Raw genomic sequence first — 21,139 nt, 5'->3', positions numbered from 1 at the left:
ATGCTCTCTACAATGGAAAGCCTATACTAACTAGTGCAATGATGCGGAAAAATGTTACAACAGCTAGACGAATAGCACAAGTTAGATTCGTCAAACAAGGCTGGAATTGCAACGCACAAGCTTCTGGTACATGGCTAAGAAAATATACTTCAAAACATGCTTTAATGCTTGTAAATAACGCTCTAGAAAAACATCAATTGAGTTTACGAGGAGCAGATAGAGCATTAAGACTTGCATGGACTCTTGCAGATATTGCAGGTCACGTTTCGCCTGACGTAACAGATATGGCTCAAGCAATTAGCTTAAGAACAAGAATATAAGTAAAAACAGAACAGCGAAAACAGCCAAAACAAAACTTACAAAAACAAAACATGCAAAAACAAACATTGAAACTAAACGGCAAAACAGTCGTCATCGAAAGCGTTTCTGCTAGACACAAACATGTAGACGCAAACTGAATGATACAGCAAAAGTATCTACAACAATACATTTAAAAACAAGGAAAAAATATGAACACTTATAAAATAAATAATTTACGCACAAGGGTGCAAAAAACAGAAAATACCACAAAAGAATCATTAAATGAAAACAATTTTTGCGTTAAACAAAATAATAACAATAGTCAGACAGATAATTTAAGCGAAGTAAAAGAATCAAGTTCAAATGATCTTTATGAAATTGACGCAGAAACGTTATCAAGAGCAATATTGACATTCTGCTTAGATGGAGCAGATGCGATTATGTATGCTTTAATACTTGGAGCACCAAACGCTTGCGCAATAGTGCAAAAATTACGTATGATTACAGCAATTTTATGCGAAAAATACGAATCTACACATAAAAACGACAATAAACAATTGAAACTTATACTAGACGAAACTCAAATAACGAAATCCAATACAAGCTTAGAAAATAGCAAACAGAATATAAATAATGATGAATCAAAGATATATAAACACGAAACACAAATATGTAAAAATTACGATTCTTCTACAGATAAAAACTCAAATAAAGAATTTATTAAGATAATTGAAAGCAATCCTCATACTAATGTTTTAGAACAATACTTTTTACAAGGACTTTCATCATGGGGATACAACAATACTCAAGGCTTAACTTCAACTTTACATCGCTCAATTATAAAATGGTGTATGAGATTAAGTCATTTACCATCATGGAATATTCAGCAACTAACTTCATGGTTTACAATGAACAAAACTCAATGGATTATTTCTCCAAGCAGCTCTTATTGGCCAATTCAACTTCAAGACTTGGCACTACATGGAAGATGGGCTCCACCACTATGCTTATGGGGATTAGGAAACCCTGGAGCTTTAATACAATGCAATCATCCTATAGCAATCGTTGGATCAAGAGGATGCGATGATTATGGACATGAAATAGCAAGAAGATTAGCGTACGAAAGCTCATTAAGAGGTCATACAGTAATATCTGGAGGAGCTATGGGAATCGATGCAGCAGCACATTGGGGCTCATTAGAATCACGCGAAGTTTGCGAATCACAATCAACTCCTTCTGGATCAACAATTGCTGTATTTGCAGGAGGACTAAATAATATTGGTCCTAGCTCTAATGCAAATCTTTTTAAAAAAATAATCACAAATGGTGGAGCATGTATAAGCGAATTATGCCCAAATACAACACCGATTGCTAGAAGATTTTTAATAAGAAATCGTATTATTGCAGCACTCGCTTCTAAAGTTATAGTAGCTCAAGCTCGAATTAGATCTGGTGCACTTAACACTGCTTGCTGGGCAACAAATCTAAATCGTGAACTATATGCAATACCTGGAGATATTACTAGTCCGCATAACACAGGATGCAATGAGCTAATTAGCGATGGAAAAGCTATTATGATATGTTCTTTTGGAGATATTGAATCTATATACCCGAATAAGCATAAAGCAAAACTAGAAGATTCAATTAAAAATAAGACTTTTAAGGCAAAATACTGCTATGACAGTAGCAATGATACAAACATGAACTCGCATAAGAAAATCAATAATGACACAAACAGCCACACAAACAACCACACAAAGTCTTGCAATAGCGAATTGATAAATAATTGTGAATCTAATTTCAAGAAAGAAACAAAAAACAATGAAGAAAACTATTTTGAAGAATCTATAAATAATAATTTACAAAATTATATTTTGCACGCAATCAAACTATGCAAAAAACGTCACATGATTGCAAATATGGATGCAATATACAACACAACTTTAGAAATAATAAAAGGAAAAGAAAATAGATTTGAGAAAAGTAAATCAACAACAGATTCTGAAATTGAAACACAGCAAGACTCAACAGCTATGCCAGACTCAACAGCAATTCTAAACTCAATGCCATCTATTGCAGAATTTTCTGGAATAATAACTATGCTCGAAATAAATGGTTTTATTAAAAGATACAACGATAGCTTAATACTAACAAAGAAATCCTGACGTTAAATCTAGAATATTTTGCTATAAATAATTCAATATTGTGAGAAAATAGAACTATGCCATCAACTCTTAGCGAACAATCAACTACAAATAAAAGTTCATATCCAAATATTAAATCATTGCAATACGATGTTGTGATTATTGGATCAGGAGCAGCAGGACTTTCTGCAGCTATTGGAATAGTAAAGTCAGATTCATATAAAAAACTAACAGAAAATGGCAAAAAACCATCTGTACTTGTTATATCTAAATTACAAGCTTTAAGAGCACATACAGGATCTGCAGAAGGCGGAATAGCTGCAAGTTTAAGCAATATTGATCAAGACTATTGGCAATGGCATTATTACGATACTGTTCACGGAGGAGATTGGCTTAGTGACCAAGATGCTGCAAAAATACTAGCAAAAGAAGCATCAAAAACAGTTATACAACTAGAACACTATGGAGTTGCTTTTAGTCGCACAAACGATGGACACATAGCTCAACGAAATTTTGGCGGACACACTTCTAAATTCGGTCAAAAACCGATTCGTCGTGCAGCATATGCTGCAGATAGAATAGGACATCAAATATTGTATAGTCTATGGCAACAATGCGTAGCTGAAAATATTAATTTTGCAGAAGAATGCTATGTAACGGATATTGCAATAAATCACGAGTCAAATAGAGTTGAAGGCATTGTTGCATACAATGAATCAAATGGCAACATTCTATCTATATCTACTAAATCATTATTGATTGCAACTGGCGGAGCAGGAAGACTTTTTAGTACAACATCAAATTCATGGGATTTAACAGGCGATGGAATGGCTTTAGCACTAAAAGCCGGATTACAACTAGAAGATTGCGAATTCATACAATTCCATCCAACAGGATTATCTCACACAGGAATATTGATTTCTGAAGCAGCTAGATCCGAAGGAGGAATATTACGCAATTCTAAAAATGAAGCATTCATGAAAAATTACGATTCCATACACTCAGACTTAGCACCAAGAGATGTAGTAAGCAGAGCGATTATTTCAGAAATAGATGCAGGCAGAGGCGTAGAAGATACTCATAGCGATAACTTATCAAAAGATTGCGTATGGCTAGATATGACGAATATACAAAAAGATCATATGAAAGAAGTTTTACCGCAAGTTCTTGAAACAATAGAAAAATACGGCAATTACGATCCATCTCATTATTTCATACCAATAAAGCCAACAGCACATTACACTATGGGAGGAATCCCGATTAGCTTAAACGGAGAAGTATATAAGTGGGATGGAAATCAAAAATCAGTTATACAAGGATTATATGCATCTGGAGAATGCTCATGCGTTGGAGTGCATGGAGCAAATAGACTTGGGGGAAATTCTTTACTAGAAGCTTGTCTTTTTGGAACGAAAGCTGGAATATCAATAGCAAATTCAATAAAAACTTCACAAATTGACTCTAAAAATAACTTGCAAAACAACACGACTGACAACTTAAATGACAACTCTAGTTACAACACTAGTGACAACTCAAATGACAACTCAAATGACAACTACTTACAAACAAACACGCAAACAAACACGCAAACAAACACGCAAACAAACAATGAGCTAAATAATATAAATTTTGAAACTGAAAATACTGAAAATACTGAAAATACTCATGAAATAAATAAATCATCTAATGAAATACTTAAAAATCTTACATTTAAGCGAGCAAATATAATTCGTCATATGCTTAGCGAAACAAAAGATAAAACAATAAATAACACAGTAGAAAACACAGAACAAAGCACAGAAAGTAATCCTTATGCCTTATTCACACAATTAGGGAAAGTAATGGAACATGCTATTGCTGTTAGATGTAGTGAAAAAACAATTCTTGAAGCATTAAATTCAATTAGCGAAATTGAAAAAAGCGCGAGAGAATTAAAACCACGCGACACTTCTCTTATATTCAACCAAGAAATGACAACAATATACGAATTACAAAATATGATTACTCTTTCTAAAGCAATACTTTACGCTTCGTTAAATCGCCACGAATCACGCGGATCTTTCACTAGGCTCGACTACCCTAATCACAATAACGCAATTCTTCCGCAGCATTCTTTTATTGACAATCAAAATAAAATATATAACAAACCTGTCAATATTATTGATTTTCAACCGAATATAGATGCAACTAAAATTATTCTTCAAAATATCAAATAATTTGCAACACGCCGAAGCAAAGTTCACAAAAAGGTGTTATAGTTCTATCTGTTGCCTAAAATACGTCCGGGTGGCGGAATGGTAGACGCGCTAGCTTGAGGTGCTAGTGCCTATTTGTTACAGGCGTGCGGGTTCAACTCCCGCTCCGGACACCATACAGCGAGAGCTGATATATCAACATTTTTAGCCTATTTTTACACCTTAAAAATAGGCTAAATTTGTAAATAATGTGCAAAATTCTGTGATTTTATTTTTTCTTTATGCATATGCAACGATTAAATGCCATAAATTAAGCGTAAATTATGTAAGAATCCTAAGTATCACGCAAAATTAAACATTAAAGTCACGCGCAAAACAGAGCAATGCAAAACAGAGCAAACAAACGAGATAACAAAGTAATCAGCCAAAGATATCACAGCAAACATCAAGATATCAAGATTTAATCCAAAATATCAATAAATTCGAGCAATACCCAAAAACTAATTGATTGAGTGCAAATGGAAATGTATATCTCCATAATTCGGAGTATAAACAGCTACACAAAAAGCGATAATAGTTCCAAACTTATCTTTTACAACAGATTGAGCAACAAGAGCAGGAGTGCCTTCGTCAACTTCTAAAACTTCAGACATTCGATTACAAAGTTTTTCAACGTGAACTGAAATCTCATTTTCAGCAAGAGATATTGCATACGTACTAAAAAGAAAATCAGCTAAAGAAGATTCAGAAAAATCATGCGTTAAAATCTTAGGAAAACGAGAAGCATTTAAATACACTGTGCTGTAATGAGATAAAATATTATCAACATAGCGCAATCGCTTTAAACAAATAAGATCATCATTAGCATTCAAGCCTAATTGTAAAGCAGCTTCTTCATCATTTATAACATTATTTTCCAAAACCTTATATTTAATAGAACAACTAGAAGAACCACTTTCGCGATAAAATCCTTGTATACGATCAGAAATAAATTCCCTATTTTGGCTATTTATTATCCCTTTAGCTCTGAAAGTACCTCTACCCTGCTCTCGAACAAGCAAACCTTCTAATATCAAACTATCAACAGCATGCCTGAGCGTAATACGACTAACATTATATTGTTTGCAAAGCTCAACCTCTGGAGGCAACTGTTCTTCGGGATTCATAGAATCTATGCGCTGACGAAGATTATCTCGAACTGCTATATATTTTGGCACTCCATCAGGCATGACATCACTCTCCAATGTTTAATCAAATACAGTAAACAGAGCCTTTGCAATAACAATAAATCTAAAATCTAACAATCTTAAAAGTTAAAATCTTCTTAATTGCTTCACAATACTACAATAAACCGTTGCCACAATAATAATCATAAGCGCAAAATAACGCTATACAATCAAAACAGTAACAACGGCTTTTGTTTATTACTATGTGAATCAATAGTATCAAAGTTACGGATACTTATTCAAGCAATATGAAAATCTTATGAAATAATTTACGATTCTAAAACAACTTTTTCGATATTATTTTCTACTTTGCAGCGAGCCGTAATAAAAGAAACAACATAGAAAATTATTACTGAAACGATTACAGAAGTAACTAAGATAGCACGACCGCCAAAAACATTAGCATATCCAAGAGCTACACCAGTAACTCCATAATCAGCATCAGAATACGTTGAATTTACAGAACCTAAATCGCCAAGCACTGGCAAAAGCAACAAAGGTAAGAACGTGATAAAAATACCATTTACGAAAGATGCTATTACGCAACCTCTGCGTCCGCCTTGTCCATTTCCGAAAACTCCTGCAACTCCACCAGCCATAAAATGTGCAACAATTCCAGGTATTACAACTGTTGAGCCAGAAACTATCATAATAATCATTCCAAGAAGACCACCAACAAAGCTTGACAAGAATCCGATAAGAACCGCATTAGGAGCAAAACCAAAAGTCATTGGAGCATCTAAAGCTGGTTTTGCGTTCTTAACTAACTTTTCAGAAATACCTTTAAAAGCAGGCACTATTTCATCTAAAACAACCTTAACTCCTGCAAGAATAATAAACACGCCTGCAGAGAACGTTGCAGCTTTAAGAACTACAAATATAATAAAGTTTTGACCATGAGATAATTGACTTTCAATATATTGAGAACCAGCAAATAAAGCTACTACAACATAAATTATTGCCATTGAAATTGTTATAAGAACTGTAGTATCGCGCAAGAAACCTAAAGCAGAAGGGAACTTAATATCTTCAGTCGACTTAGATGGCTTCTTTTTAGAAGAAGTAAGTCGAGCAATTATTGCTCCTAATGCAACTCCAGCAGATGCAGGATGACCTAAAGCAACATCGTCTTTACCGGCAGCTTTTGTCATAAAAGGCTGAACAATAGCAGGAGAAATAGTTATAAATAAGCCTTGAGCAATAGAGCCCCACAACAATACTTCCCACATTGCAAATCCAGATACATTAAATATAACAGCAAGCATACTAGCCATATAAAATGCAACATGACCAGTTAAGTAAATGAACTTAAAACGAGAAGTTATAGATAAAACAATATTTACAATCATTCCGAAGAAGAATATAAGAGCAGACTCTGAACCATATTTCAACAATACAGTACCAATAATCGCTTCATTATTAGGTACAACACCTTGTACTCTAAAAGCATGCTGGAACATACTTCCAAAAGGAGCTAACGAATCTGTTATAACTCCAGATCCTGCAGCTAATACTAAGAAACCAACTAATGTACGAATAGAACCTTGCAAAATATCTGATATTTTCTTACGCTGTGCGATTAGGCCAATCATAGATATTAACGCAACAATTACTGCTGGCTGTCGAAAAATGTCAAGCAACACAGATAGAACACCGTTCACGGTTCACTCCTTATATTTATAAATAAATATTGAGCCTGCTAACAATAACGAAGTTGAACGAAACTTTGCATAATAAATGACGATATATTCTGTTTAGCAAATCTAATGCAAAACAGAATCAATAAAGTGCATTAAAGTAAGTGCAAAGCAAGCGAACATGACAAGTTGATAGAACTACTCTATCTTTAATCTCTACCTTCAATATCGTATAGCTCACATGTATTTTAATGTACTTTTTAATAATATCTTTTTAACGATATAAAAACCTACATAACAACGTTTTTCTTATAAAAATTTATGATTTTCATAATATTATATGGAAAAAATACGGATTCGACACGCCGAAAAACGGAAAAATATAAGGTCAAAATCATAAATAAATTAAATTGTAAATTTATTTTACATTTTTTCAAAAAATTAAACATATGTTTTATTGTCTAAACATTTGTTTAGTTTTCAACATGTTTTTATTAAAAATGTTTGGAAGATTGCGACCAATATGACTTAATTATTACATTAAAAGATAATAAAACAATTCACAAATAATTTTATTGATTCACAAATAATTTGATTACTAAATCAAGTATTACAGTGCTAAATCAAGTATTAGAGTGCCAAATCACCATTTTACAGATATAAAAATCGGGAGCTAATCTTTAGAAAATTAACTCCCGATTAAGCTAACAATTAGCTAAACAAGTATGAATCTAACAGTATTCACACTACTCGTTATCGCCAGCAGTTGCAGCGGTAGCGGTAACAGCGCCTGGCTTGTCGGTCTTAACGCCTGGCCACACCCAATCAGTGTAGTCTGGGTGATCAAGACCCTTGTCGACTGCATACTGGAATGCTTCAAGACGGAAGTCTTCAAGCTTCTTGATTTCGTCGGCATACTTAGCAGCATCAACCATGCGCAATGCTTCAGCAGTAAGCTCATAACGATCCATATCGTTCACGCGAACCATATCATATGGAGTTGTTGTGGAGCCCTGCTCCTTGTAACCATGAACGTTGAAGTTGTCGTGGTTTGGACGATCGTAAATCAAGCCACGAACGTCATGTGCATAGGAGTGATAAGCGAAGAGGACTGGCTTGTCTGCTGTGAAGAGATCAGTGAACTCTTCGTCAGTCAAAGCTTCGTTGTTTTCCTTAGCGGACTGCAACTTAAGCAAGTCAACAACGTTTACAACCTTGAACTTAACGCCAAGCTTGTTCAACTTGTCGGCAGCTGCCATCAATTCCTGCTGTGGAACATCGCCAACACCAGCAAGAACAACCTGAACTTCGTCATTGTTCTTAGCGTTGGAAGCCCACTTCCACTCAGCAGCACCCTTCTCGAGCTCTTCGCGAGCTTCGTCAAGAGTCAACCAAGTAGCAGCTGGCTGCTTACCAGCGAAGATAGCGTTAATCATGTTTGTGGACTTGTAAGCCTTTTCAGCAACAGCAAGCAACATGTTGGAATCTACTGGGAAGTAAATGCCAATTACGTGATCGTTGTTGAAAGTCTTGTTCAAGAGCACGGAAGTTACGCCTGGATCCTGGTGCGAGAAGCCGTTGTGATCCTGACGCCATACGTGAGAAGATACCAACAAGTTCACAGAGGAGATTGGCTTACGCCATGGGATCTCACGAACTGTAGCCTCAAGCCACTTTGCATGCTGGTTCAACATGGAGTCGATAACGTGTACGAAGGATTCGTAGGAGCTCCAAATGCCATGACGACCGGTGAGCAAGTAACCCTCGAGGAAGCCTTCCATTTGATGCTCGGAAAGCTGCTCTGTAACCTGACCGGTTACAGCCATGTGCTCATCGACTAAGCCAGAAAGGTAGCCTGCGTCCCACTGCTTGTTAGTTACTTCATAAGCAGCCTGCAAGCGGTTGGAAGCGGTCTCATCTGGTCCGAAGATACGGAAGGAATCTGGGTTGTTCTTGATAATGTCACGAGTATAAACGCCAAGACGACGTGTAGCTTCGAGCTGACCCCAGCCGTGACCGAATTCCTTAACTTCCTTGACTTCGTAATCCTCAAGCTTTGGAAGCTTCAAGTCTTCGCGAATACGACCACCGTTAGCGTTTGGATTTTCGCCAATACGGAGTTCGCCCTTTGGCATGAAGGAAAGAACGTCTTCCTTCACAGCACCCTTTTCATCGAAAAGCTCTTCAGGCTTGTAGGACTTCATCCAGTTCTTCAAAACCTCGAAGTGAGCTTCGGTATCGCGAGCGGAAGCCAGTGGAACCTGGTGTGCACGCCAAGAACCTTCGGTCTTCTTGCCATCGATGAACTTCGGGCAGGTCCAACCCTTTGGAGTGCGGAAGATAATCATTGGATAGTAAGGACGAGTTACATCGTTAGTTTGTGCTTCAGCCTTAATATCGCAAATCTCATCGAAGATAGTTTCGAACATGTCAGCAAAGCGGCGGTGGATAGAAAGATGATCCTCATCATCGAAGCCAGCAACGAACTCGTATGGCTCGTAACCCATGCCGTGGAAGAACTCATGAAGCTCTTCATCAGAAATACGGGAAAGAATAGTTGGATTAGCAATCTTATAACCATTCAAGTGCAAGATTGGAAGAACGATACCATCAGTACGTGGGTTCACAAGCTTGTTGGACTGCCAACCAGTTGCCAAAGGACCAGTTTCAGCTTCACCATCGCCAACGATTGCTGGAACGAACAAGCTTGGGTTGTTCATAACAGCGCCATAAGCGTGTGAAAGTGCATAACCGAGCTCGCCACCTTCGTGGATAGAGCCTGGGGTCTCAGGAGCAAAGTGTGAAGGGATACCGCCTGGGTAAGAGAACTGACGGAAGAACTTCTGCAAGCCAGCTTCATCCTTCGTAATCTTTGGATAGTACTCAGTGTAAGTACCGTCAAGGTAAGACTGAGCAGTACCTGCTGGGCCGCCGTGGCCCGGACCCATAATAATAACAGTATTCTGCTGGTGATCAGCGATGAAACGATTGATGTGGCCGATAAGGAAATTCAAACCTGGAGTAGTACCCCAGTGGCCCACCAGACGATGCTTAACGTCTTCGCGAGTAAAAGGCTCCTTCATTAGAGGATTGCTGCGAAGATAAATTTGACCGATAGCGAGATAATTAGCAACGCGCCAATACTTGTCTACGCCTTCGATAGCTTCCTCGGAAACTGGAGCATTGAGCTTCTTCCAAGGGGTGCCAATAACAGGACTCGTCATGTGTACTCCTGTACTAAAGCACTTTTCAGTGCATTTGATCATTACCATTTTGGTTATAGAGGCTGCAAAACAAAAGTATTGCACCTCTTTTTCCATCTGCTCCAGTATAGTTCCAGCGCCTGACTTTTGTTCGTTTGGTTACTTCTTCGTGCACTTATGTTGAAAAAATGTGCGATTAAGTGCACAAAAAAATAGTTGTTTGTATATATTATGTTAAGTTTTATGTTCGTTTTATATATTAAATACCTTAATTCTTAACAACACACTAACAAGAAACTAACAAATCATATGCTTTTACAACAGCGCAATCTTCTAAACAAACATAGGCATAAAGAAAAATAACCATAAAGCACACACATAATATATTTGTATAAGAAATTCAACATAATCAAACACTAACGTCTAAAAGCGCCACTATTATAAGTTGAATCGTGTTGAAATATATAAAGGAGAATCATGGCAAAAGGACCAGTGCTTGTCGTTGATTTTGGCGCACAATATGCACAGCTTATCGCTAGAAGAGTTAGAGAAGCAAATGTATATTCAGAACTTGTTCCCCACTCTATGCCTGTAGACGAAATGCTTGCAAAAGATCCAAAAGCCATTATCCTTTCAGGTGGACCAGCTTCAGTTTATGAGCCAGGAGCTCCAGATATTGATCCAAAAATTTTTGAAGCAGGAGTGCCAGTATTAGGAATCTGCTATGGATTCCAAGTTATGGCACATGAATTAGGTGGAAACGTAGATAAAGCTGCACTTGGCGAATACGGAAAAACTGAAGCAAAAATTGACAACACAAAAGGATTACTTGCAAATTCTCCTATAGAACAAAACACATGGATGAGTCATGGCGTTGCAGTTGAGAGTGCTCCAGAAGGCTTTGAGGTACTCGCCCACACTCAAGGCGCTCCAGTTGCAGCAATGCAAGATGAATCTCGTAAACTTTATGGCGTTCAATGGCATCCTGAAGTAAAGCACACTCCATTGGGTCAAGAGCTTATTTCTACATTCTTACACAAATGCGCAGGATTAGAAAACGACTGGAATCCTTCAAATATAATCGATGAGCAAGTTGCAAAAATTCGCGCCGAAGTTGGGGATGCACAAGTTATTTGTGGTCTTTCAGGTGGAGTTGACTCAGCTGTAGCAGCAGCATTAGTTCATAAAGCAATTGGAAACCAACTGACATGTGTGTTCGTTGATCATGGTTTACTTCGCAAAGGTGAAGTTGAACAAGTCAAGCACGATTTCGTTAAAGCAACAGGAATTAAACTTATTGCAGTAGATGCAGAAGACGATTTTCTCGATGCACTTAAAGGCGTAAGCGAACCAGAACGTAAGCGTAAAATTATTGGCGAAAAGTTCATTCGCACTTTTGAGAAAGCTCAACGTCAAGTTATTGAAGAAGCTGGAAAATCTGGCGCAGAAGTCAAATTCCTAGTACAAGGCACGCTTTACCCAGATGTTGTGGAATCTGGTGGCGGCGATGGAGCTGCAAATATTAAATCTCACCATAATGTTGGAGGACTACCAAAAGACTTAAAGTTTAAGCTTATTGAACCTTTACGAACTTTATTTAAGGATGAAGTTCGCGCTATTGGACACGAACTTGGACTTCCAGATGAGATTGTATGGCGTCAACCTTTCCCAGGCCCAGGTTTGGGTATTCGTATTATTGGAGAGATTACTCGAGAACGTTTAGCACTTCTTCGTGAAGCTGACGCTATCGCTCGAGAAGAACTTTCTAAAGCCGGTCTTGATCGTGATATTTGGCAATGCCCTGTTGTACTTCTAGCAGACGTACATTCTGTTGGAGTTCAGGGCGATGAACGCACATACGGATCTCCAATTGTGCTTCGTCCAGTAAGCTCTGAAGATGCAATGACAGCAGATTGGTCACGAGTACCTTATGATGTTTTAGCAAAAATCTCCACTCGCATAACGAACGAGTGCCGTCAAATCAATCGAGTTGTACTTGACGTGACTTCTAAGCCACCTGCAACAATCGAATGGGAATAAATCGATATAAAATCGATATAAAAATAGTATTGTCAGCATATGTTGGCAATACTATTTTTTTATTTGTAAATTATAAGTCGCGTCTTAAAAATCATAATCAAACAAAAATAAAACCAAAAACAGAACCAAAACCAAAACAATCTAATCTACATAAAACTAAAACAAAACGCGTATACTTCGCATGTACACTATTAAAATGGTTTAGAATGATAACGAAAATAAAGTTGCGCAGTTCGCACAATCATATACAATGCAAAATTACACAACTTTGTTCTAGAAAATTTAATATATGATTAAATGCATATTAAACACGAACCGAATCAAAGGAGAAAAGGCGTGTCACTAACTAATGTTTCTATCATAAGTGCGCAATGCAATAATGGGCGTAATGCTGTTGCTATAGGAATCACAAATTTATTAGCACACAGACTTTCAACAACTATTTTTAGACCATATGCTCATAAAGACGATGCTTTCACTGCTTCACTTTTAAAACTAACTAACAGCAACACTAGCGTTGATAATGTTATAGGTGTAAGCGATTTAGAAGTAGAAGATAATAAAGAAGTAGTAAGAGGAGATATTGTTGCATCTTACAACGAATTATTAAATAAGACACAAGCTCAAGCTTGCGTAATTATTACAAGCGATTACACTCCAGTATACGATCCTGACATTTTCGCTTTTGATGCACAAATATCAGCGGATTTAGCATCTCCAATTTTCCTTGTTGTTTCATCAAAAAATCGCACCTCGAAACAAGTATTAAAAACTATCGATGCACAAAATGCAAGAATCGTTAAAGAAAGTTCAAAAGTTATAGGCATTTTCGTCACGGATTGCAACGAGAAAATAGGCTCTGAAATAATACGAGATTATACATCTCAAAATTGCTCAAATATTGAAGGTAAAGTTTCTCATATACGTAACACTCCGCTTTGGGTTCTTCCTGAAATAGATAGCAATAATATTGAGCAAACAATAAAAACTTTCGAAGAATCAGTTAAAGAAGAAGACGTATTAAACGCACTACACCAAACATTCAAACGCGCGATTACGCCTTACGCTTTCCAATACAATCTTTTAGGTAAAGCTAAAGAAAATAAAAAAACAATAGTTCTTCCAGAAGGACAAGAGGATCGCATTCTTAAAGCAGCTGATTACCTCTTGCAACGAGATATAGTAAATCTTATTATCGTAGGCGAACGCGATTCAATCTTAGAACGCGCTGAAGAATTGAATCTAGATTATATATGCAAAGCAAGTTTCCAATCTATGAATGACGAAGCAATGCTTAAGCATATGATTACTAAACTTTGTGAACTACGTGCAAAGAAGGGGCTGAGCGAACAGGAAGCTAGAGAGCAGCTGAAAGATGCGAGCTATTTTGGAACTATGCTAGTAGTTCTAGGTCAAGCTGACGGTCTTGTTTCTGGCTCAATAAATTCAACTGCAAATACAGTTCGCCCTGCACTCCAAGTAATTAAAACTAAGCCTGGAACAAAATTAGTTTCTGGAGCATTTATAATGTGCTTCAAAGATCACGTTGCAATATTTGCAGATTGCGCTATTAATCCAAATCCTAATGCTGAACAATTAGCTGATATCGCTATTCAATCAGCGAATACTGCAAAAGCATTTGGACTAGATCCTAAAGTAGGCATGCTTTCATACTCAACTCTCGGATCTGGAAAAGGGCCAGACGTAGATATGGTGGAAGAAGCAACACGATTAGTTCATGAAAAAGCGCCAGATTTACAAGTTGTTGGCTCTATTCAATTTGATGCAGCATGGTCCCCAACTGTTGCATCATCAAAAGCTAAAGGAAACTCTATTGCAGGTCATGTGAATGTATTTGTATTCCCAGATCTATGTGCAGGCAATATTGCTTATAAAGCTGTACAACGTTCTAGCGGAGCATTAGCAGTAGGCCCAATCTTACAAGGACTTAATAAACCTGTTAATGATTTATCCCGAGGAGCATTGGTACAAGATATTATTAACACAGTAGCACTTACAGCTATTGAAGCACAATCCAAATAAATAAATAAATAAATAAACTAACTAACTAACAAACAAATAAATAAACTAACAAACTTAAAAATGCTGTAAATTACTTACAAACATTTAATGTACTATAAGTAGTGTTGTATAAACTTGCATGTACACTTGGCTGTGGCAATTTACTAGCCTTATCAATACTTTATGGAGGATGCCCCCATGGCAAAAACCGTTCTTGTTATCAATTCTGGTTCTAGTTCAATTAAATATCAACTCGTTGATCTTGGAAGCGGCGAAGGTATTGCTTCCGGTATAGTTGAGAAAATCGGTGAGCCAGTTGATGGCCACTATAAGCACGTATTCAATGGCGAAAAACATGAATTCGATGAACCAGTTCACGATCATGAGCAAGGTTTGAAACGCGTACTTGGATTCTTCGAAGAATATGGTCCAAAGCTTTCTGAATCTGGCATTGTAGCTGTAGGTCACCGAGTTGTGCAAGGTGGCTTAACATTCCCTAAGCCTGCATTAGTAAATGCCAAGACAATTAACAAAGTTAAAGACTTGGCAGTTTTAGCTCCACTTCACAACGGTCCAGAAGCTGTTGGAGCAGAAGTTATGAGCGAACTTTTGCCAGACGTTCCACAAATTATGGTATTCGATTCTTCATTCTTCCACGATTTGCCACAAGTTGCTGCAACTTACGCTTTGAACAAGGAAATTGCAAATCGCTACCATATCCGCAGATACGGTGCTCACGGAACTTCTCACGAATACATTGGTTCCGTTGTTCCAAGCGTTGTTGGAAAACCTGCTGAAGGTTTGAAACAAATCGTTTTGCACATTGGCAATGGCGCTTCCGCTTCTGCTCAAATTTCTGGCAAGCCAATTGAAACTTCTATGGGCTTAACACCACTTGAAGGTTTAATGATGGGTGGACGCACTGGTGATATCGATCCAGCAGTAGTATTCCACCTTATTCGTAATGCTCACATGAACGTTGATGAGCTTGATACTCTCTTCAACAAGCGTTCCGGCATGATGGGCATGACTGGTCATGGTGATTTGCGTGATATTCATAAACTTATTGCTCAAGGCGATGAAGACGCTAAGCTCGCTCTCGGAGTATACGTTCATCGCATCGTAGGATACATTGGCAATTACACTGCTCAAATGGGCGGAGTCGATGTAATCACATTCACTGCTGGCGTTGGTGAAAATGATGAAATCGTACGCGCTAAAGTATGCGAAAAGCTTGAACCATTCGGTGTAAAGCTCGATAAAGAAAAGAACTTGGTTCGCTCTAAAGAGCCACGCATTATTTCCACTCCAGATAGCTCTGTGATTATTGCTGTTATTCCAACTAATGAAGAGTTGGCGATTGCACGCAAGGCTGCAGCTATTGCTGAAGCTGGCGAAGATACCTACGGCAACAAGTTTGAGCGCTAAAAACAAAAATTTTAGCGTCTACTAAATTCTAAATAAATAATCCCGGGTTCCATTTAGGCTCGGGATTATTTGTTTATTCGGTCATTTTTTATTCAAGTATTTGTTTATTCAATCATTTTATGCCACATGCCTGGAAAATCAGGAATAGTTTTTCGAGTTGTGGAAATGTTTTTGACGCGAATGTTTTCTATACGCAATCCAAGCATTGCAGCAAACGTTGCCATTCTGTGGTCTGCATAAGTTTCCATAATCTCACCATGCATATTGTTCCTTGGCTCAATACGAATTCCATCTTCAAGTTCTCTAGAGCCAATACCAACTCGATTCAATTCTTTAACTAAAGCTTGCAAACGATTAGTTTCATGACCACGCAAATGCGCAATACCATGAAGTTCACTTGGCTCATCTGCAAAAGCTAAAATAGCTGCAATACTTGGAGCAATCTCCCCTGCTTGACTTAAATCAAGATACGGAATTGCTTTAATAACACCATTGCTTACTACATGAATTATTCCAGAATCATCACTTGTTTTTTCAAAACTAACTTTTGCACCCATTTTTTCTAATATTTCAGGAAGCAAGACTCCAGGTTGAGTTGAAGAAAGCGGCCAATTAGGTACGCTAACACTTCCTCCAGCAATCAATGCTGCTCCTAAAAATGGCGCTGCATTTGAAAGATCTGGCTCTACGCTAACAATATCAGGCAATGTTAAATCGCTATATTTAATACTCCAAACTTTATTTTGAAGAACTTCTACTTCCCCGCCAGCTTTACAAATATCGTCTATAGTCATACGTATATGAGGAATACTAGGCAAAGTTTTACCAATATGCTCAAGCTCTAATCCGCCAGGAATGCGTGAACCAATTAACAGCAATGATGAAATAAATTGTGAAGATGCTGACGAATCTATGCGCACAATCTTTTTAAAACTATTTTTAAGAATTTCACTCGAAGGCGGAGTAACAGTAAAAGGCAAAAAACCAACTTCCCTATGGTATGTTACTTTTGCACCAAGTTGCTCTAAAGCATCAAGAACAGGTTTCATAGGACGCGCGTATGCTTGCGAGTCGCCATCAAAACGCACTGAATTATCCGCAAACAAAGCTAAAGCAGAAACAAATCGCATTACAGTTCCAGCTAACCCACAATATACTTCAGCATTATTTTTTACATGAAAAACTCCATCTTTGGGCGCAATCACACGAATTTTCGTCCCATCATCACTTAAAGACTCAGTTTTAACACCAAATACAGATAGTGCATTAAGCATAAGTTCAGTATCACGCGAGCGCAATAATCCTTGTAAGACAACTGACTTAGTGCTAACAGATGCAAGAATTAAATATCGATTTGACAAAGATTTGCTACCAGGCAAAGTTACAGTTGCATTCAAAGGATTAGAAACATATGGAGCATACCAAAAATCGGATTGCATTGTTTCGTTAAGCTCACTCATACTACGATACTATCTAGCAATATGTACGCAAAAAGAAAAAGCATGTTTTAAAATAAAAAAGCGTCTTTTACACAAAATAAAAAAGCGTTATTTTAAAAATAAAAAGCGTGTTTGACACTAAAAGCAATTCTGTAATCATACTAAAGTATCAAACACACTTTTATTATTATTATTATTTACATATGTATAAAAGCATTATGATAATATCCAGTTTTTATTGCAGCGGTAAGAGCAATAGCAGGAACTAGAATACATATAGCGTAAAAAATCCAATCTACAATTGTTAGCTTTGAATCCCTAGCTGGGCAACGCTTAATATCACTACCGAAAGCTCGAGCTTCCATAGCAGTTGCAAGTTTTGTACCACGTCTAATAGAAAGAACAAGCAAACCAAAAGATTGAGAAAACATACGTTGTATCGCCTTACTATCAGTTACACCGCGAGAACGTCTAGCAAGACCGAAAGCACGCCAATCGTCTTGTAATAAGGTAAACATACGCAATCCTGCTAATGCTCCATATACGAATCTAGGCGAAAAATGTAAGATTTGCACTAAACCATCTGCTAAATCAGTTGGATCAAGTCCAATAGCCAAAATAACTCCAGGCACTGCTACTGCAGCAACACGTACAAATGTGCTACAAGCAAAATATGCTGATCCTTGACTAATATGAATCAAGCCAAATTGAAATAGCATTTTTCCAGAACTTTGTCCGTATAAAAGAACAGAGATAAAACTTCCAGATGCAGCAATCCACACTGGCCACGTATTACGTAAAACAGTCCAAGGCATAACTCCAGCAATAGCTAGAAGAATTAAATCTAATAAGAAAGCTACTGAAGAAGATACGATATCAAGCGTAATAAACATTGGTAAACATAGAAATAGTGCTCCAATAAAACGACTAATCGGATTAAGTTTACGAATAAACCACGATGGAGATTTAAGTCTTTCAGGCTCTACACGATCCGATGATGGAGTTACGTTAATACGCGAAATTTTTAGCAAATCTTCTTCACTTATTTTTTTAACTGTTGCGATATCGCATGTTTTCTTCATTATTTTACATTCCTTTCATCGCAACTTGTATTTTCTGTAGAATCTTCAGAAGCAACCCTGATTACGCGAGCATCCAAAGCCTGAACTAAAGCATCATCATGAGTGACCATAACTACAGCAGAACCACTATCTCTAATTTGTGCAATCAACTCAACCATAGAAGTCCAAGTAGTAAAATCTTGACCAAAAGTTGGCTCATCCATAATAACAACACGAGGTGCTGCAGCAAGCAAAGACGCAACAGAAAGACGCCTTTTCTCACCACCAGAAAGAGTATAAGGATTAGCTAGAGCGAAACGTTTAAGATTCATTCTTTCAAGCATTTCATCTGCAATTTTATAAGCTTCTTGCTTACTTTTACCTTGCTTTTTTGGACCTATTGCAACTTCATCACGCACAAACTGAGTAATGAATTGATGTTCAGGTTCTTGAAATACCATTCCAACTCTTCCTAGCAACTCATGACTTTTCCAAGTAAAAAGATTGTTTTTACGCCCTTTTGGAACTAAATCTTCATTTAAACATACGCTTCCAGATATAGGCTTTAACAATCCAGCAAAAGTAAGAGCTAAAGTGGTCTTGCCAGCACCATTAGGTCCCATTAAAACGCTTACTTCTCCAAATCGGAAACCTATATTAACATGCTCTGCTAATGGCTTGTTTCTACCAAACGCACAATCATCAGTGTAAAGAGCTAATTTAGAGCTATTATCATGTGATTTTTTAGGAGCAAAAGACTTAATCTTACGACCTGGGACCCATGCTCCTCCATCAGCTAACATATTTCCATACTTCGCAAATATTTCTTCAGGCTTACCATCAGCAATCACACAGCATGAAGAAACATCATTACTTTTTTCAACTACACAAGAATTATTTTCATTCGAAGAATCAGCAATATTACTATCTTCTTTACAACTATTATTTTCTTGAGCTTGCCAAGGTTTTCCTATTACAATAACTCTGTCAATTAAATCCATCCACACATCAATATGATGTTCAACAACAACCATAGTTGCGCCAGTTTTGTTAAGTACTCTAGAAACTGCATCGTGAACTTGTTTTACACCTTCAGGATCAAGATTGGCAGTTGGCTCATCTAATAGCAGCAAACCAGGATGCATAGAAAGTACACCAGCTAAAGCAAGACGCTGACGCTGACCTCCAGATAAACATTGAGTAGAACGGCGAAGTCCGATACTACCAGAAGTGATATCTTCAAGCCCCACTGCTTTAAGTGATTGACGAACACGATTCCAAGTTTCGTCAGCAGAAACACCAATATTCTCGCTACCAAAAGCAACATCGTCACCAATGCGCTCAAGTATTATTTGCGAGTCAGGATCTTGCATAACTAAACCGACTTTTCCGCGAGCTTTAGAAGCATCAATATCGTCAATAGAAAGACTTCCTTCAGCCATTCCTTCAGTTTCATCACCAAGAACTCCAGCTAAAGCTGACATCAACGTACTTTTACCAGCTCCTGAAGCCCCTAAAAGAAGCACTCTCTGACCAGGTTGAATCTTAATATTTATATGCCGCAATACAAAATCTTTACGAGTCGCATGACGCCAACCCCAATCCTTAGCAACAACACTAGCAGGATTCCAAGCAGCATTATCCGCAAGTTGCATAATAATAAACTTTCATTTAAAAGCTTTATAAATAATTAAAATATCGCGCTTTAAAGCCACGTATGACAATAAAGCGCGATTTTCATGACATTATTGACACTTAATCAAACTAAAGCTTGAGGACGTCCAGATTCAAAACGATCAAGCACACCAGTTGCAGCTAATGCTTTTTGTACAACCCACATAAGAATGCCAGCAATGATCAATCCTGAAATAATAGAAGTAACAACATTTGCTAAAGCATATTGTGCATTCCATTTTTGTCCTTTGACTAACCAGTTATATGAGAAGCAAGCTAAGCCAGCTAAAGCTCCAGAAATAGACACTGTAAGAAAATTCCAAGACTTATACAAGAAGAAGATAAAAGCAAGTTCTGCTCCGATTCCTTGTATAATTCCAATAATTAAAGATGAACCAACACCCCACTGGCAGCCTAATAAAAGTTCAACAAATGCAGCAAGTGTTTCTGCAAACAAAGCAGCACCAGGCTTACGAACAATCAATGCAGCTAAAGGACCAGCAAACAGCCAAAAACCTTTGCACAAACCTTCAGCGCCAGGCAAAAGACTTGCACAAAAACCAATAGGAGCTGCACAGACAATGTCCCAAGCCCAGAACAATACGCCAGACGCAACTGCGATAATAGCGGCTATAACAATGTCAATAACACGCCAATGATTAGAATGCTTAGATACTGAAGTATCAACCATAATAAGTGCCTTTCTTTCTAAAATAAATAGATTTGGGCACGGGAAAAGAGCGACTTCCGTTGCTAATATTGCTTAGCTC

General features: G+C 37.5%; 12 protein-coding genes, 1 tRNA gene and 1 pseudogene. 7 read left to right on the top strand and 7 right to left on the bottom strand.

Annotation, left to right across the window (positions count from 1 at the left end; translation table 11 throughout):
• Positions 1 to 20: 20 nt before the first annotated feature.
• From HXT27_RS04380 to HXT27_RS04365, 4 genes and pseudogenes are all read left to right on the top strand, one after another.
• A pseudogene (locus HXT27_RS04380) lies at positions 21 to 320 on the top strand (ATP-binding protein); the annotation flags it as partial.
• Between the two features lie 189 nt (positions 321 to 509).
• Positions 510 to 2,465 (top strand): DNA-processing protein DprA, encoded by a 1,956-nt coding sequence (locus HXT27_RS04375; protein WP_103042962.1) that lies wholly within the window; start codon positions 510 to 512, stop codon positions 2,463 to 2,465.
• A gap of 56 nt (positions 2,466 to 2,521) precedes the next feature.
• Positions 2,522 to 4,660: an FAD-binding protein gene (locus HXT27_RS04370; protein ID WP_103042961.1), complete on the top strand. Its 2,139-nt coding sequence runs from the start codon at positions 2,522 to 2,524 to the stop codon at positions 4,658 to 4,660.
• A gap of 64 nt (positions 4,661 to 4,724) precedes the next feature.
• A tRNA-Leu gene (locus tag HXT27_RS04365) sits at positions 4,725 to 4,815 on the top strand.
• A gap of 324 nt (positions 4,816 to 5,139) precedes the next feature.
• Here HXT27_RS04365 and HXT27_RS04360 read toward each other — a convergent pair.
• From HXT27_RS04360 to HXT27_RS04350, 3 genes are all read right to left on the bottom strand, one after another.
• On the bottom strand, positions 5,140 to 5,868 hold the full coding sequence (locus HXT27_RS04360; protein WP_103042960.1) for a GntR family transcriptional regulator: 729 nt from the start codon (positions 5,866 to 5,868) through the stop codon (positions 5,140 to 5,142).
• 266 nt (positions 5,869 to 6,134) lie between these two features.
• A complete protein-coding gene (locus HXT27_RS04355) occupies positions 6,135 to 7,526 on the bottom strand; it encodes a PTS ascorbate transporter subunit IIC (protein WP_422113098.1) in 1,392 nt (463 codons plus the stop codon).
• A 722-nt stretch (positions 7,527 to 8,248) separates the two neighbouring features.
• Positions 8,249 to 10,726, bottom strand: coding sequence for a phosphoketolase (locus HXT27_RS04350; RefSeq protein WP_075523262.1), 2,478 nt, complete (start codon positions 10,724 to 10,726; stop codon positions 8,249 to 8,251).
• A 456-nt stretch (positions 10,727 to 11,182) separates the two neighbouring features.
• Between HXT27_RS04350 and guaA the strand changes: the two genes are divergently transcribed.
• The 3 genes from guaA to HXT27_RS04335 all read left to right on the top strand — a co-directional run bounded on the left by guaA (position 11,183) and on the right by HXT27_RS04335 (position 16,195).
• Positions 11,183 to 12,745, top strand: coding sequence for a glutamine-hydrolyzing GMP synthase (guaA, locus tag HXT27_RS04345; protein ID WP_075523263.1), 1,563 nt, complete (start codon positions 11,183 to 11,185; stop codon positions 12,743 to 12,745).
• A 336-nt stretch (positions 12,746 to 13,081) separates the two neighbouring features.
• Positions 13,082 to 14,788 carry a phosphate acetyltransferase gene (gene pta / locus HXT27_RS04340; RefSeq protein ID WP_103042958.1) on the top strand — a complete coding sequence of 569 codons (1,707 nt, stop codon included), beginning with the start codon at positions 13,082 to 13,084 and terminating at the stop codon, positions 14,786 to 14,788.
• 177 nt (positions 14,789 to 14,965) lie between these two features.
• Entirely contained in the window at positions 14,966 to 16,195 is a 1,230-nt protein-coding gene (locus HXT27_RS04335; RefSeq protein ID WP_075523265.1) for an acetate/propionate family kinase, read from the top strand.
• 104 nt (positions 16,196 to 16,299) lie between these two features.
• Here the strand turns inward: HXT27_RS04335 and aroA are convergent, their stop codons facing one another.
• From aroA to HXT27_RS04315, 4 genes are all read right to left on the bottom strand, one after another.
• Positions 16,300 to 17,655, bottom strand: coding sequence for a 3-phosphoshikimate 1-carboxyvinyltransferase (gene aroA, locus HXT27_RS04330; RefSeq protein WP_103042956.1), 1,356 nt, complete (start codon positions 17,653 to 17,655; stop codon positions 16,300 to 16,302).
• A 176-nt stretch (positions 17,656 to 17,831) separates the two neighbouring features.
• Positions 17,832 to 18,716, bottom strand: a complete 885-nt coding sequence (locus HXT27_RS04325) for an energy-coupling factor transporter transmembrane component T family protein (RefSeq protein ID WP_103042955.1) — start codon at positions 18,714 to 18,716, stop codon at positions 17,832 to 17,834.
• Complete coding sequence (locus HXT27_RS04320) at positions 18,716 to 20,350, bottom strand: ABC transporter ATP-binding protein (protein ID WP_103042954.1); 1,635 nt, start codon at positions 20,348 to 20,350, stop codon at positions 18,716 to 18,718. The genes HXT27_RS04325 and HXT27_RS04320 overlap by 1 nt, the downstream gene beginning before the upstream one ends.
• Before the next feature lie 104 nt (positions 20,351 to 20,454).
• A complete protein-coding gene (locus HXT27_RS04315) occupies positions 20,455 to 21,060 on the bottom strand; it encodes an ECF transporter S component (RefSeq protein WP_103042953.1) in 606 nt (201 codons plus the stop codon).
• Between the last annotated feature and the right edge of the window lie 79 nt (positions 21,061 to 21,139).

Origin of the sequence: Gardnerella bivia, from assembly GCF_049262715.1 — a bacterium.
In the GTDB taxonomy this organism is placed as follows: domain Bacteria; phylum Actinomycetota; class Actinomycetes; order Actinomycetales; family Bifidobacteriaceae; genus Bifidobacterium; species Bifidobacterium vaginale_A.
Note: the sequence above shows the minus strand (reverse complement) of the source record. Positions and strands in the feature narration are given on the sequence as shown.